Source organism: Neisseria animalis, assembly GCF_900636515.1.
Taxonomy (GTDB): Bacteria; Pseudomonadota; Gammaproteobacteria; order Burkholderiales; family Neisseriaceae; genus Neisseria; species Neisseria animalis.
The window spans coordinates 785653-799680 of sequence record NZ_LR134287.1 but is presented as its reverse complement, the minus strand read 5'-3'; the positions used below and the strand labels follow the sequence as shown (position 1 = coordinate 799680).

General features: G+C 51.7%; 13 protein-coding genes and 1 riboswitch. Of the genes, 6 read left to right on the top strand and 7 right to left on the bottom strand.

Annotation, left to right across the window (positions count from 1 at the left end):
• Nucleotides 1-155: 155 nt before the first annotated feature.
• The gene (gene argS / locus EL111_RS03775) at nt 156-1874 is read left to right on the top strand and encodes an arginine--tRNA ligase (RefSeq protein WP_126325834.1); all 1719 of its coding nucleotides are present in this window, start codon (nt 156-158) and stop codon (nt 1872-1874) included.
• Between the two features lie 222 nt (nt 1875-2096).
• On the opposite strand, the gene EL111_RS03770 is transcribed toward argS, so the two are convergent.
• The 5 genes from EL111_RS03770 to EL111_RS03750 form a co-directional block, all read right to left on the bottom strand.
• Nucleotides 2097-2999: an aldo/keto reductase gene (locus EL111_RS03770; RefSeq protein ID WP_123795986.1), complete on the bottom strand. Its 903-nt coding sequence runs from the start codon at nt 2997-2999 to the stop codon at nt 2097-2099.
• A 182-nt stretch (nt 3000-3181) separates the two neighbouring features.
• On the bottom strand, nt 3182-4963 hold the full coding sequence (gene nrdD / locus EL111_RS03765; RefSeq protein ID WP_123795985.1) for an anaerobic ribonucleoside-triphosphate reductase: 1782 nt from the start codon (nt 4961-4963) through the stop codon (nt 3182-3184).
• A 173-nt stretch (nt 4964-5136) separates the two neighbouring features.
• Nucleotides 5137-5643: an anaerobic ribonucleoside-triphosphate reductase activating protein gene (nrdG, locus tag EL111_RS03760; protein WP_123795984.1), complete on the bottom strand. Its 507-nt coding sequence runs from the start codon at nt 5641-5643 to the stop codon at nt 5137-5139.
• A gap of 210 nt (nt 5644-5853) precedes the next feature.
• On the bottom strand, nt 5854-7245 hold the full coding sequence (locus EL111_RS03755) for a nucleobase:cation symporter-2 family protein (RefSeq protein WP_123795983.1): 1392 nt from the start codon (nt 7243-7245) through the stop codon (nt 5854-5856).
• A gap of 102 nt (nt 7246-7347) precedes the next feature.
• Nucleotides 7348-8568, bottom strand: coding sequence for an NRAMP family divalent metal transporter (locus EL111_RS03750; protein WP_123795982.1), 1221 nt, complete (start codon nt 8566-8568; stop codon nt 7348-7350).
• A 78-nt stretch (nt 8569-8646) separates the two neighbouring features.
• Nucleotides 8647-8749: riboswitch (TPP riboswitch) on the bottom strand.
• Between the two features lie 269 nt (nt 8750-9018).
• On the opposite strand from EL111_RS03750, the gene dapA reads away from it, so the two are divergent.
• From dapA to rdgB, 4 genes are all read left to right on the top strand, one after another.
• Nucleotides 9019-9894 carry a 4-hydroxy-tetrahydrodipicolinate synthase gene (gene dapA / locus EL111_RS03745; protein ID WP_123795981.1) on the top strand — a complete coding sequence of 292 codons (876 nt, stop codon included), beginning with the start codon at nt 9019-9021 and terminating at the stop codon, nt 9892-9894.
• 135 nt (nt 9895-10029) lie between these two features.
• Complete coding sequence (locus tag EL111_RS03740) at nt 10030-11178, top strand: NlpB/DapX family lipoprotein (RefSeq protein WP_123795980.1); 1149 nt, start codon at nt 10030-10032, stop codon at nt 11176-11178.
• A 268-nt stretch (nt 11179-11446) separates the two neighbouring features.
• Entirely contained in the window at nt 11447-11683 is a 237-nt protein-coding gene (locus tag EL111_RS03735) for an NGO_0222 family membrane protein (protein ID WP_123795979.1), read from the top strand.
• A complete protein-coding gene (rdgB, locus tag EL111_RS03730) occupies nt 11676-12272 on the top strand; it encodes an RdgB/HAM1 family non-canonical purine NTP pyrophosphatase (protein ID WP_123795978.1) in 597 nt (198 codons plus the stop codon). Before EL111_RS03735 ends, rdgB begins: the two co-directional genes overlap by 8 nt.
• Before the next feature lie 111 nt (nt 12273-12383).
• Here rdgB and EL111_RS03725 read toward each other — a convergent pair whose 3' ends face one another.
• The gene (locus EL111_RS03725) at nt 12384-13025 is read right to left on the bottom strand and encodes a DUF805 domain-containing protein (RefSeq protein ID WP_123795977.1); all 642 of its coding nucleotides are present in this window, start codon (nt 13023-13025) and stop codon (nt 12384-12386) included.
• A gap of 20 nt (nt 13026-13045) precedes the next feature.
• Nucleotides 13046-13357: a hypothetical protein gene (locus tag EL111_RS03720; protein WP_231998405.1), complete on the bottom strand. Its 312-nt coding sequence runs from the start codon at nt 13355-13357 to the stop codon at nt 13046-13048.
• A 122-nt stretch (nt 13358-13479) separates the two neighbouring features.
• Here EL111_RS03720 and EL111_RS03715 point away from each other — a divergent pair, with 122 nt between their 5' ends.
• Nucleotides 13480-13830, top strand: coding sequence for a helix-turn-helix domain-containing protein (locus EL111_RS03715; RefSeq protein WP_123795976.1), 351 nt, complete (start codon nt 13480-13482; stop codon nt 13828-13830).
• The last annotated feature ends 198 nt before the right edge of the window (nt 13831-14028 follow it).

The window sequence follows — 14028 nt, the reverse complement described above, 5'->3', positions numbered from 1 at the left end:
GTTTTAACCTTGCAGAAACTCCGTTTTAGCTTCGCAGAAACTCCGTTTTAGCTTCGCAGAAACTCCGTTTTAGCTTCGCAGAAACTCCGTTTTAGCTTCGCAGAAACTCCGTTTTCTTTTAAAATACCGCCCTGACGAATTTTGAGAATGACATCATGAATTTACACCAAACCGTAACCCGTGAGGCCGAAGCGGCGTTCGAGCAGGCCGGTATCGCGGGTGCGCCTGTGGTTTTGCAGCCTGCCAAGAATGCCGAATTCGGCGACTTCCAAATCAACGGCGTGATGGGGGCGGCGAAACAGGCCAAGCAAAATCCGCGCGAATTGGCGCAGAAAGTTGCCGATGCGCTGGTCGGAAACGCCGTTATCGAATCTGCCGAAGTGGCCGGCCCCGGCTTTATCAACCTGCGCCTGAAGCCCGGATTTTTGGCGCAGCATATTCAGACGGCCTTAAGCGACCCGCGCTTGGGCGTGGCGGAAACCGCCGATAAAAAAACCGTGGTCATCGACTATTCTTCGCCGAATCTGGCCAAAGAAATGCACGTCGGCCACTTGCGCTCCAGCATCATCGGCGACAGCATTTCACGCGTGCTCGAATTTATGGGCAACCGCGTTATCCGCCAAAACCACGTCGGCGACTGGGGCACGCAGTTCGGCATGCTGGTGGCGTATATGGTCGAGCAGCAGAAAGACAACGCCGCGTTTGAATTGGCCGATTTGGAACAGTTTTACCGCAATGCCAAAGTGCGCTTCGATGAAGATCCGGCATTTGCCGACACCGCGCGCGAATATGTGGTGAAACTGCAAGGCGGTGATGAAACCGTGTTGTCACTGTGGAAGCAGTTTGTCGAAATCTCCCTCAGCCACGCCCAAGCCGTTTACGACACGCTGGGTTTGAAACTCACGCCCGAAGACGTGGCGGGCGAATCGCAATACAACGACGATTTGCAGCCGGTGGTAGATGATTTGGCCGCCAAAGGCTTGGCGGTGGAAGACGACGGCGCGAAAGTGGTGTTTTTGGAAGAATTTAAAAACAAAGAAGGCGAACCGGCGGCGTTTATCGTGCAGAAAAAAGGCGGCGGCTTTTTGTATGCCTCAACCGATTTGGCCTGCGTCCGCTACCGTGCAGGCCGTCTGAACGGCAACCGCCTGCTCTATGTAGTCGATCACCGCCAAGCCCTGCATTTCGAGCAGCTCTTCACCACTTCGCGCAAAGCGGGCTATCTGCCGGAAAACGTAGAAGCGCAGTTTATCGGCTTCGGCACCATGATGGGTAAAGACGGAAAACCGTTCAAAACCCGCTCGGGCGATACCGTGAAACTGGCGGATTTGCTTGATGAAGCGGTTGAACGTGCTACCGCACTGGTCAGCGGCAAAAACCCTGACTTAAACACCGAAGAAGCGGCAAAAATCGGCCAAACCGTCGGCATCGGCGCGGTCAAATACGCCGACTTGAGCAAAAACCGCACCAGCGATTATGTGTTCGATTGGGACGCGATGCTGAGCTTCGAAGGCAACACCGCCCCCTACCTGCAATACGCTTACACCCGCGTGCAATCCGTCTTCCGCAAAGCAGGAGAATGGGATATGCAGACGGCCTTAACCCTGACCGAACCGCTGGAAAAACAGCTTGCCGTCGAATTGCTGAAATTTGAAGACGTGTTGAACAGCGTCGCCGATACCGCCTATCCGCACTATCTGGCCAACTACCTCTACCAAGTGGCCGCCCTGTTCTCCCGTTTCTACGAAGCCTGCCCGATTCTGAAAGCCGAAGGCCGGGTGCGCGACACCCGTTTGCAGTTGGCGAAACTCACCGGAGCAATCATGAAACAAGGCTTGGATTTGCTGGGTATTGAAACGCTGGAAGTGATGTAATACCACACTTACTGCGCCCAACGCCAAAGGCCGTCTGCAAATCGAATTTGCAGACGGCCTTTTTATAGTCGAATAAAATAAGAATGAGACAAGGCAGCGAAGCCGCAGACAGTACACATAGTACGGCAAGGCAAAGCAACGCCGTATCATTCTTATTTTAAATGACTATATCATAGTTGCCTCATCATTTGAAACAAGACAAGCGATATGGCTGTTTTCCCGTTAAGGCACGTTATGCCCCAATGCGGCGGCATAAACCTTAATCCATGCTTCGTCATCGAAACGGATACCCAAAGCATCGGCCGCGTTGCGGATACGTTCGATTTTCCCCGAACCGACAATCGGCATAATTCCTGATGAGTGATTAAGCAACCAAGCATACGCCAGCGTGTCCAAACGGGTTTCCCCATGCGCTTCGCCCGCTTCCAGCAAAGCTGAGGCCACGCGGCGGCTGCGTTCGTCGTCCGCGGCAAACAGCTTGCCGCCCGCCAGCGGAGACCATGCCATCGGTTTCATGCGTTTTTCCAACAGATAGTCCACACTGCCGTCTGCAAACGGCTCGATGTGCAGCGGTGAAATTTCAATCTGGTTGGTTGCCAACGGCTGCTTGACATACGATTGCAGCATACTCAATTTTTGCGCCGTATAATTCGACACGCCGAAATACCGCACCAAACCGCGTTCATTCAGATTATCGAAAGCGGCGGCGACTTCTTCGGGATTTAAGAAAGGCGACGGGCGGTGCAACAGCAATAAATCAAGGTATTCGCAACCCAATTCCCGCACCGAACGCTCCGCCGACCAAATAATATGCGCGGCGCTGTTGTCATAATGTTTGCTCTTCATTTCCGGCAATGCAGCGTTCGGGAATGAAATGCCGCATTTGCTGACAATAGTCATGCGGCGGCGCAAACTTTTATCCAGCTTCAACGCCGCGCCAAACTGCCCTTCATTGACAAAACCGCCGTAGCAGGCGGCATGGTCGAAGGTATCGATACCGCTTGCCAGCACTTCTTCAATCAGTCGCAAATAACCCTGCGCGTCCAAACCCCATTCGTGCGCGCGCCAATAGCCGTGTACCAAACGGCTCATTCGCAAATCGCCGTTGATGGTATGAAATTCCATGCTTTCCGCCTTTCCTGTTGAGATGAAGAATACACCGTTTGCAGGCGTATCCAATGATGTTTTTCCGGCCATTATTGTAACCAAAATGCAGAAATGCCGTCTGCAAATTCAGACGGCATTTGTGGAGCTTCACACAATCGAGCTTCCCACCCTATCAAATCTTAACGGCTTTCCCCGAACAATCAGGCTGCCTGCCGGTGGTAATGCCGCAGGGCGTGTTCTTTGCGGCGGCCGCTGCTGAATGCGGATACGCGCTTGAGATAGCCGATAACCCGCGTACCGTAGTCGATATTGTGCGAACCGCAACCGCTGCACGCCTGCAAAGTGCGTTTGTCAATATGGCCGCATTCGTTGCAGATGGTGATGCGTACGTTGACGCAGAAATAATTGCAGCCCGTCGTGGCGGCGATGTCCAGCAGCGAGCGGTAGCCCTGCTGCGACATGGCTTCGTCAAGATTCAGGTGCAGTGCCGAGCCGCCGTCGAGCCAATCGACCAGCTCTTTGCCGTGCAGCAGGAATTTGTCGAGTGCGTTGGTGGTTTCGTCTTCCACCACATAAAAGTAAGAGTTGTAGCAGTCGCGGGGAACCTGATAGCCGTCGGCTTTGTCCCATTTGGCGTTTTTCACGCCCAGGTTTTCGGCCGGCACGAATTCGGTGTTGAACTTCACGCCGTAATGACGGCTTGCGGCTTGGTTGGCCTCGAAAATGGTTTTCAGACGGCCTTGCACGAACGCTACATACTCTTCGTTGTAACCGGCTTTGATGCCGTGGAACTCGGCTGCTTCGGCCATGCCGTTGATGCCGATGGTGAGGAATTGTTTGTCGAGCGAAATGAATCCGGCATCGTACACCGGCAGCATACCGGCAGCCTGATATTCTTCCATCAATTTGCGGTAGGCATATTGGTATTTGTGGATTTTTGCCACTTCTTCCGCCAAGTTGCGGCCGTCCTGCTCCAGCCGGTTCATGTTGACGGTAATCACATTAATCGAGCCGGTCGCCACCCCGCCCGCGCCCAATGTATAGGAAAACGTGCGGTCTTCGATGGCGTTGCGCAGACGGCAGCAGGACGCGAGTGAATCGGGGTTGTCCGACAAATAAACGAAAAACGAATTGCCTTCGGCCAATTCCTGAGCCATCCTGTCGGCAAATTCCGTATCTTTGCACTTGCCGTCTTCAGTCAGCATGGCTGCTGTGACCACCGGAAAAGTCAACACCGCTTTGGTGCGCTCTTGGTTGAACCATTTCAGGAAAAAACGCTGCAAAGCCTCAACGCTTTCCCAATCGGGTTTGCTGAAATCGGGAAACACAAAATCGCCGAACATGGCCTCGAAATAATGGCGGTCATAAACCGAAATATTCCAAAATACGCTCTGATAGCCGCGTGCGGCGGCAGGCTGGTTGATGCTGTATACCACCTGCTGCATATGGTTGGCAATGTCCGCCGCATGGGTGTTCAGGTAGTCGCCGCCGTAGTCTTTGCGGGCGAAATAATCGAAATAAGTGAGAAATTCCACCGTCGCCACCGCTCCGGCAAACTGCGCGCTGATGGCAAAAACCAGATTGACAAACGACCCGCAAAACGATGCCAGATGCTGCGGGGCTTTCGACTCGCCGCCCAGTCCGCCCAAGCCTTCGAGCAAAAACGGATACAACGTAACCGATACGCAATAGGGTTTCAGGCTGGTTTCGTCATGCACATAAATCTCATGCGCCTCAATCTGGCGGATATATTCGGCCGCAACCGCTTCGTCAAAAAGTTCGGCAATCTTGCGCGACACTTGGGCGCGGTTAATCTGCACGAAAAAGTCTTTCATGATTTCCGCTTCCATCGTGGCGATGTTTTTCTGCGTCACATTGGCGTTGGCGTCCATTTTCGAGCCGTCGGCGGCGTTGGCGGCCGCGATATAGTCGCGCATAAAGTCGAGTTTGCCGTTTAACTGTTCGGGATGCAGCCGAATCATGTCGAATCCTCCTGAAAGATTGTCGTGAAAAAAGATTGTCTGAAAAAGAAGCCCGGGCCGTCTGCAAACGCTGCCGCGCGCTTTACACTGTAAAACTATCCCGCCGCAAGCCTGAACGCCCGGCGGATAAGGCTTTCAGACGGCCTTAAAGAACATCAGGCCGTCTGCAAATCCTACTTTGCCGTACCGCCCGCAGCGGCAGCCGGAACCTGCCTGATAAACAAACGGTTCAACACCTCACCCGTATGCAGATTGACAAACCGCTGGTTGCTTGCCGGATTGTCCAAACCGCCGAGTGCGGCATGCCAACGCCCCGTCTTCACATAATCCAAGCGGGGAATCAGGCCGTCTGAAACCGACTCCAGCTCGCTCCGCTCCAAACCGGTGTACAAACACGTTTTCAATCCCGCCGCCCTCACTTCGTCCAAACGCTTTTTCAAAGCCTCGGGCTGCCACTCGCCGCCCATAAACAGCACACAGCTGATCAGGCCCCGATAGCGTTTCAGACGGCCTTGCAGATAATCGGCGGTCAATTCCGTGCCGATGTCCGCTTTCCAAGTATCGGCACTGTGGCAGCCTTCGCATCGCAGCGGGCAGCCTGAAAACAGAAATGCCAGCGACACTTCCCCCGGTACTTCCTGCCAAACAATCTGCTCAACCGTAAATTTCAACTCGGACATTTTTTCAACTTCAAATACTATATTTGGTGGCAATTAAAACACAAAAATACTAAATGTAGTATTTTTATGTTTTAATCTATTGCTGTGTTATTATAGTTATATTTTATAGATATGATTTAATTTACAAATGATAAATCAATAAAAACATCAAAAAGGCCGTCTGCAAATTTGCAGACGGCCTTTTTCAATCAAACTTCAAACGGCAGAAAATCAGTGTTCCAAACCATCGGTATCCACACGAACCGCAACTTCGGTTTTATCCTCCGGCAACACCAAGTTCAATATTACTGCCATCATTCCGCCGGCAGAAATGGAGTTTTGAAACAACACCGGCAGGTTTTTAAACACTTCCGGCTCGAACGCCACGCCCAAACCCAAGCCGACCGATGTCGCGGCAATCACGGCTTCGCGGCGGCGGATGCCGTTGCTCACCAAAATCCGCACGCCCGCAATGGTAATCAGACCGAACATCAGCACCATCGCGCCGCCCAATACCGGGCTGGGAATGGTTGTGAACGCACGTCCGATAACGGGAAACAAGCCCAGCAATACCAAAATCGCGGCGATATATTTGCCCACATGGCGCGATGCCACGCCCGTCATTTGAATGACACCGTTGTTTTGTGCAAACGTCGTCAGCGGCAGCGAACCGAGCGCGGTGGCGATAACCGATACCAAACCGTCCGCCATCACGCCGCCTTTCAAGCGGCTTGTATATTCCCCGCCTTCTATCGGACGGTCGGACACCATCGCCGTTGCCGTCAGATCGCCCACGGCTTCAAATACGCTCAGCAGGAAAATCGCCCCCGCCACGATAAACGCGTGCCAGTCAAACGCGAAACCGTATTTGAACGGCACGGGTACGGTAATCAGCGGCAGGTTTTGCAGCGCGGAAAAATCCACTTTGCCCAAAAACAACGCCGCGATATAGCCGGCAATCAGGCCCACGGCAATACCGCTCATCCGCAGCAGCGGGTTTTTCATGCAGTTGAACAGCAATACGATAATCAGCACCAGAGAAGCCAGCCCCAAATTTTCCATCGAGCCGAACGTGCCGTCTGCTTTTGCGCCGAAACCGCCGCCGAAATCGGTAATGCCCACATGAATCAGGCTCAAACCAATCAGCATCACCACCACGCCGCTGACCGTCGGCGTAATCACTTTTTTCAGGTAAGGCAGAAGCCATGCGGAAAAACACACCAAAAACGCACCGACAAACGATACCCCCAAGAGCGTGGAAATCATTGCGTTTTCGTCCATGCCGCCTTCTTTCATGCCCGTACCCAGTGCAATCATCACGGTTACAAACGAAAAATTCACCGACTGGATAGACAACATGCCAGAACCGACCGGACCGAAGCGGTTGACCTGCAAATAAGTGCCGATACCGGAAGCGACCATCGCCATCGATACCAGATAAGCCGTCATCTCCACCGGCAGGTTCAATGCACCGCCGACAATCAGCGCGGGCGTAATCATCGGCACAAAAATCGCCAGCAAATGCGTTACCGCGCTCAACAGCGCGTTCATAAACGGAGGCTTGTCTTCCAAACCGTAAACCAAATCGGGCGCATCCGCCCGTTTTTCCATCATTTCAGCCATAATCCGACCACCTTTAAATTACCAAACGAGAAATTTTTTAAGGGCGGCATTGTATAGAATATGGCGGATATTGACAATTTGCAGACGGCCTTTACTGCTTGTTTACAGCCATATCAAATAAGCCGCCGCCGTCAGCACCAGCGACACCAGCCCCAGCCACGCCAGCGGCATCAGCCAGAAAGGTTTTCCTTCATATTGCGCCGCCAAACGCAGGTTCAGCGCAGCAAATACCGGCGCGGACAAAAACGAAGCCGTCATCGCAAACGGAATCATCTTGCCGATGGCGCTGCTGAAAAACTGAATCAGCACAAAAGCCGCCAAACAAGCCCCCGCCAGCCAAATACGCAGCCTTGATTCATTTTGCTCCGCTTCCTGCCCCCGACCCAGCAGCAGTTCCACCGTCTGCATATTGCAGCGCGAATAACCGTCAACCGCCACAATCGTCGTACCGTAAATACAGGCAAGCGCAACCGCCGCCATCGGCAGCCGCATCCATTCGCCGATACTGTGTGCATACATATCGACAAACCTACCGATAAAGCGGCCGCCGCTCAACGGCTCGACCGCCTGTCCGTACTGCACCAACGCACCCAGAGCCATAAACATCAATGCCAACACTATCGTCAGCACATAGCTGGTGTTGAAATCAATCATACGGCGCGGGCGGTAATCCGGATCCAACCGGTTTTTCTCCACCACCCACATCGAACTGGCGACACTCAATTCCATGGGCGCAGGCATCCACCCCATCAGCGCGGCAAAAAACGGCACAGCGGCCAGCGTCCACGGCGATACTTCGGCAAAATCCGCCACCGGAGGCGGCGAACCCTTACCGAACGCCATCGCCAAGGCCAGTACCGTAACCGCCGTCAAACCCATCATCACCGCTTTAGAAATCCTGTCCAAAGCCTGATACTGGCGGCTGAACAGCAAAATCAAAAAGCTGGCCAAAACCGCAATATTCAAAATATCCAGCGACACCGGAAACGGCAGCAACATCGCCAGCAACACCGCCGAAAGCAATGTACCACCCGCAATATTGACCACCGTAGCAAATAAGTTGAACACCAAAAACAAATAAAGATGCAGACGGCCTTGCTCCGCATAACCCTGCAACAGCGTTTTGCGGTTCAGGCTGCTGTAATCGAAAGCAATGCGGAAAAACGGATACTTCAGCAGATTGACCGCCACAATAAACAAAGCCAACTGATACCCGTAATACGCCCCGGCCTGAGTAGAAGCAATGATATGAGAGCCGCCGACACAAGAAGAAGCCATGATAATGCCCGGTCCAAAACGCGAAGCAAACGATGCTTGAGACATAAAAACTTTCTTTCAATAAAGCAGACAAACCGTTCAGGCATAATAAAAGCCTGTTTCCATACAGAAACAGGCCGCACAAACTTCCGCCTCGAAACTCCCCACGCCGGTATTATCCGTATCGGGTGCAAAGGGTGATTCTCAGCCGCCCACTCATCTGCGGGCAGCACCCCTGTTTCTGCAGAGGGCATTATAGCCGTACAAAGGCCGTCTGCAAAGCAGAAAAAAGCCTGTGCAACCACCTATTCACACAGCTTTAACATTATTTAAACTCCACACGCATTGACACCATATTCCAACATAACATACTATTTTCATTAAATTTTAAAACCCATACATACAACTTCCGCCAAACTTTCCGCCCCCATATCCCGTTCGGGTGTTTCACACGCACAACAAAGTAAGCTACAATCCGAGCATTATTACCGACCGCAAACACAAAAAGGTTTCATTATGTTACAAGGTAGCCTGGTTGCCCTGATTACCCCGATGAATCAAGACGGCAGCGTAAACTTCGAACAACTGCGTAATCTGATCGATTGGCACATCGAAAACGGTACGGACGCCATCGTCGCCGTCGGCACAACCGGCGAAAGCGCGACGCTCTCAATGGACGAGCACATGACCGTTATCCGAGAAACCGTCAAACACGTTGCCAAACGCGTACCCGTGATTGCCGGTACCGGTGCCAACAATACCGCCGAAGCCATCGAACTTTCCCGCGCCGCCGAGCAGGCAGGAGCGGATTACACCCTGTCGGTCGTACCTTATTACAACAAACCCTCGCAAGAAGGCATTTACCGCCATTTCAAAGCCATTGCCGAGGCGTCCTCCATTCCGATGATTATCTACAACGTACCCGGACGCACCGTTGTCAACATGACCAACGAAACCATCTTGCGTTTGGCACAAATCCCCAACATCGTCGGCGTGAAAGAAGCCAGCGGCGATGTAGCGCGCGCCATCGAACTGATTAACGCCGCCCCCGCAGACTTTACCGTTCTCTCCGGCGACGACCCGACCGGCCTGCCCTTTATCCTTTGCGGCGGCAAAGGCGTGATTACCGTTGCCGCCAATGTTGCGCCGAAACTGTTTGCCGATATGTGCCGTGCCGCCCTGCAAGGCAACATCGCCGAAGCACGCCGCCTGAACGAACAACTGGTACCGATTTACAACGTCATGTTCTGCGAACCCAGCCCGGCCGCGCCGAAATGGGGTGCAGCCGTACAAGGCAAATGCGAAGCACATGTCCGCCTGCCGCTGGTAGAACTGACCGAAGCAGGACAAGCCAAAGTCCGTGCCGCACTGCAACAGGCAGGGCAAATTTAAACAGCCCGCCGTCTACCCGTATGCCGTCTGTAAATACACGGCATACTGCAGCAGTGCAGACCAAACAGACAAGCCGTCTGTAAATACACGCCATTATGCAGACGGCATTCGGATTTTCATTTACAGGAAAACAAGATGACCTACATCAAACCGGCAGTATTGGCCGTTGCCATCATGAGTCTGGCAGCCTGCTCCAACAGCAAACAGGCACAACCCAAATTGGATTACCAAACCCAAACCCGTAAAGTCGTCAATCTCGAAGTACCGCCCGACCTCACCAACCCCGACCAAGGCAACCGCTACCAACTGCCCGCAGGCAGCGGCTCGGTACGCGCCACCGACTTGGACAACCGCCGCAACCGCACCCCGGCAGTACAGCAGCCGGCAGACCAAGCCGTACTGCAAGCCGTAAAAGGCGTAACGCTTGAGCGCGACGGCAGCCAGCGCTGGCTGGTTGTAGAAGGCAAATCTCCTGCCGAAATTTGGCCGCTTCTGAAAGTTTTCTGGCAGGAAAACGGCTTCGACATCAAATCTGAAGAACCTGCCATCGGACAAATGGAAACCGAATGGGCAGAAAACCGCGCCAAAATCCCGCAAGACACCTTGCGCCGCCTGTTTGAAAAAGTCGGCTTGGGCGGCATATACTCCACCGGAGAGCGGGACAAATTCATCATCCGCGTTGAAAACGGCAAAAACAACACCACCGACATCTTCTTCGCCCACAAAGGCATGGAAGAAGTTTACGGCGACAAAAACAAAGACACCACCATGTGGCAGCCGCGCCCCAACGATCCCAACTTGGAAGCCGCTTTCCTTGCCCGCTTCATGCAATACTTGGGCGTGGACGCGCAACAAGCTGAAGACGCGCTGGGCAAAAGCGTAACCCCGCAAAAACGCGCCACAGCAGGCGACTTGGCGAAAATCGACGGCAACACACTGGTACTGAGCGGCAGCTACGAGCGCAACTGGCGCCGCACCGCGCTGGCACTCGACCGTATCGGCCTGACCGTAATCGGCCAAAATACCGAACGTCATGCCTTCTTGGTACAACACGCTCCCGCTGAAGGCGAAGCCGTTACCAATCAAAAACCCGGCTTGTTCAGCCGCTGGTTCGGCAGCGACAAAAAAGCCGCCGCACCCGCCAAGCAGCCCGAAATGATTGTTTATGTCGAGCCGCTGCAAAACGGCACAACACGCGTCAGCCTGTTGAACAAAGACGGCAGCAGCTACAAAGGGCGCGATGCCGCCACCCTGATTGGCCGTCTGCATTCCGAGCTGCGTTAAGCACCCATCAAGGCAATCGGGGTACACAAATACCTGCCGTATATTTGAGTATCCCGCTGCCGGACTATGCGTCGGTTCGAGAACCGTACACAACAAACCAAGCGGCTTCCGACACATTCGGAAGCCGTTTTCCCACACCAAGGCCGTCTGCATATCACGCAAACCCTACCGCAAAGCCGATAATGCTGCCGCAATGCATATGCCATCACCCCGGCCATTTTACAGACGGCATACCCGCCATTACTGCAAACCCGTTTCCTGATTGATCATGAATATCCGAAAGACCTACTTACTTTGTATCGCCTTGTTTACCCTAGCGTTCATGGCATTGGTTTTACTCGGCAGCTATCTGCTCAGCATCGGCAGCAAACAATTTGCCGTAGCCGCCTTCCTGTTTGCCATTGCCACCGTGTTCGGCCAAATCACCAGCCTCGCGCTCTATATCCGCCACAAAGCACGTTTGCACGCCATGACGCAAAAACAACAAGGAGACAGCCATGTTTGACAAAATCGTCTTAGCCAGCGGCAATGCCGGCAAACTGCGCGAATTTTCCCGCCTGTTTGCCGAACAAAACATCGAAGTCCTGCCGCAATCCCAATTCGACACCCCCGAATGCCCCGAACCGTATTTCACCTTTGTCGAAAACGCGCTCGCCAAAGCCCGCCACGCCGCCAAACACAGCGGCCTGCCCGCATTGGCCGACGACTCCGGCATCTGCACCAACGCCCTAGGCGGCGCACCCGGTGTATTGTCCGCCCGCTATGCCGGCAGCAATCCCAAATCCGACACCGCCAACAACGCCAAACTTTCCGCCGACTTGGCAGATAAAAACGACAAAAGCTGCTATTACGTCTGCGTACTCGTATTCGTCCGCCACGAACACGACCCGCAGCCCGTCATCGCCGAAGGCATCTGGCACGGACAATGGCAAAACGAAGCCGCCGGAGAACACGGCTTCGGCTACGACCCGCATTTCTATCTGCCCGAACACGGCTGCACCGCCGCCGAACTCGACCCCGAAACCAAAAACACCATCAGCCACCGCGGACAAGCCTTGCAAGAACTGCTGCGGAAAATCACAGCATTGGCGTAACGGTAAAAGGCCATCTGCAAAAAAGCCGTCTGCAAATCACATTTTGCAGACGGCTTTTTATGGTTTCTTTAAATACAACGCTTGTTTTTATCCACATTAATCGGATTTATTTCAACTCTGCACCGCACCCCATTGATTATCTTCCGGATAACTGTCCTTACAATATAAAATAATCAACCAAATCCACCCAATTAGGGGAATAAGAACAAGCAAGTACATCCAACCAGACTTATTAATATCGTGCAAACGGCGGATACTAACGGCAAGCGTGGGAATGATGAATCCCAACACTACAATAGTGCATATGATATTCATAATATTTCCCAAACCTTCTGAAATATTATACGAAATCATTATTAATAATGATATTATTAAATATATGACAAAATATATGAGCTGGAATATCCAAAATTCTTTTTTAGTAGAGCGCCCCGAAAAATCAGCATACCGCTTCGTCAGACTGTACAAAAAACTTTCTATAACCGACATTTCTCCGATACTCTTGTCATCGAGAGCCTCGGTTACCTTCTGTAAAGATTGGGAAGCTGCTTTTGGCTGCTTTATTACGCCCAATGCCTTATACACTCCTATAGCATTTCCGTTTTCATCAACATCAAAGTCAACCCTGATACCTTTACCCGGCACACCCTGTTCTTTCCATTCGCTCCCATTAAACGTATAACGTTTACCATCTTCCGCAGTAATTACACCACTGTTCGACTGTACAGAAAAATCTAAAATCTGACCTTTCATCTTTTCAACCCCCTCTTAATTTAATTAATTTCCAGATAAAACATACCATTATCTTTATTTTGCCATTTAATCGAGTAACTGATTGCCTCTGTTGTCTTAGTTGTTACCAGCATTGCGCTACACACCCTGATTTCAGAATCTCTGTTATATGCTTCTTCGTCAATATCACGCACTTCAACAAAATCACCCAACAATAATTTCGCATTCCCCTGATTAACCAACTGTTTAATTAATTGCTTAGCATCTGAAGAACTACAGCTTGGCAAAGAAGCCGAGCAGCCAGAAAGTAAAACCGCCATACTTAGCACACCAGCACCAATAAGTTTTTTCATTAATATCCCCAAAACAAATAAAAGTTCAGTATTACTGTATTAGTATCGTATAAAAATATTTTTAAGTCAATATGTTTTGTAATACAATATTAGATATATTTAAGCTTCATTAATATCATCACATGGATATTAGTCAAGCAATCCGTTTCTTACGGAAGAAAAAAGGCTGGACACAACAGCAATTAGCCGATTTTTCTCATACATCGAAAAGTAATATTTCAAATTTGGAAAATGGCAACCAAGGCTACAGCCCTGCCATTCTTCAATACCTATCCGAAGCATTTGAATGTCCTGTTTCACAAATTTTTCGCTTGGCGGAAGAGTTGGAAAAACAGCAACACAATACTCACTTTACTCCTGAAGATTTACCAATTGAGCTTTTAATGCTCCAACTTCCGCCATCTACGCAAGCCGTAATCAAAACCCTTGTTTTGGAATACATCAAAATCCAAAACAACAGCGGGGATAACTAACGTTTAATCCAAACTCAACTTTCCCAAACAAAGGCCGTCTGCAAAATCACATTTTGCAGACGGCTTTTTCCGACATCACGCAATATCCCGCCCCCATTCCTCCGTTGATTCCAACACAGCAATACCGGCCCTGCCGACCTTTTCCCAATCTCCCCCGCAACCCGTTTCCCATTGACACCGCCGTTGCCGTTGCCGTAA

Excerpts from the sequence above, each read along its gene's own strand:
- argS (WP_126325834.1), top strand. The coding sequence starts at position 156 with ATGAATTTACACCAAACCGTAACCCGTGAGGCCGAAGCGGCGTTCGAG.
- EL111_RS03770 (WP_123795986.1), bottom strand. The coding sequence starts at position 2,999 with ATGGAATTTCATACCATCAACGGCGATTTGCGAATGAGCCGTTTGGTA.
- nrdD (WP_123795985.1), bottom strand. The coding sequence starts at position 4,963 with ATGATTCGGCTGCATCCCGAACAGTTAAACGGCAAACTCGACTTTATG.
- nrdG (WP_123795984.1), bottom strand. The coding sequence starts at position 5,643 with ATGTCCGAGTTGAAATTTACGGTTGAGCAGATTGTTTGGCAGGAAGTA.
- EL111_RS03755 (WP_123795983.1), bottom strand. The coding sequence starts at position 7,245 with ATGGCTGAAATGATGGAAAAACGGGCGGATGCGCCCGATTTGGTTTAC.
- EL111_RS03750 (WP_123795982.1), bottom strand. The coding sequence starts at position 8,568 with ATGTCTCAAGCATCGTTTGCTTCGCGTTTTGGACCGGGCATTATCATG.
- dapA (WP_123795981.1), top strand. The coding sequence starts at position 9,019 with ATGTTACAAGGTAGCCTGGTTGCCCTGATTACCCCGATGAATCAAGAC.
- EL111_RS03740 (WP_123795980.1), top strand. The coding sequence starts at position 10,030 with ATGACCTACATCAAACCGGCAGTATTGGCCGTTGCCATCATGAGTCTG.
- EL111_RS03735 (WP_123795979.1), top strand. The coding sequence starts at position 11,447 with ATGAATATCCGAAAGACCTACTTACTTTGTATCGCCTTGTTTACCCTA.
- rdgB (WP_123795978.1), top strand. The coding sequence starts at position 11,676 with ATGTTTGACAAAATCGTCTTAGCCAGCGGCAATGCCGGCAAACTGCGC.
- EL111_RS03725 (WP_123795977.1), bottom strand. The coding sequence starts at position 13,025 with ATGAAAGGTCAGATTTTAGATTTTTCTGTACAGTCGAACAGTGGTGTA.
- EL111_RS03720 (WP_231998405.1), bottom strand. The coding sequence starts at position 13,357 with ATGAAAAAACTTATTGGTGCTGGTGTGCTAAGTATGGCGGTTTTACTT.
- EL111_RS03715 (WP_123795976.1), top strand. The coding sequence starts at position 13,480 with ATGGATATTAGTCAAGCAATCCGTTTCTTACGGAAGAAAAAAGGCTGG.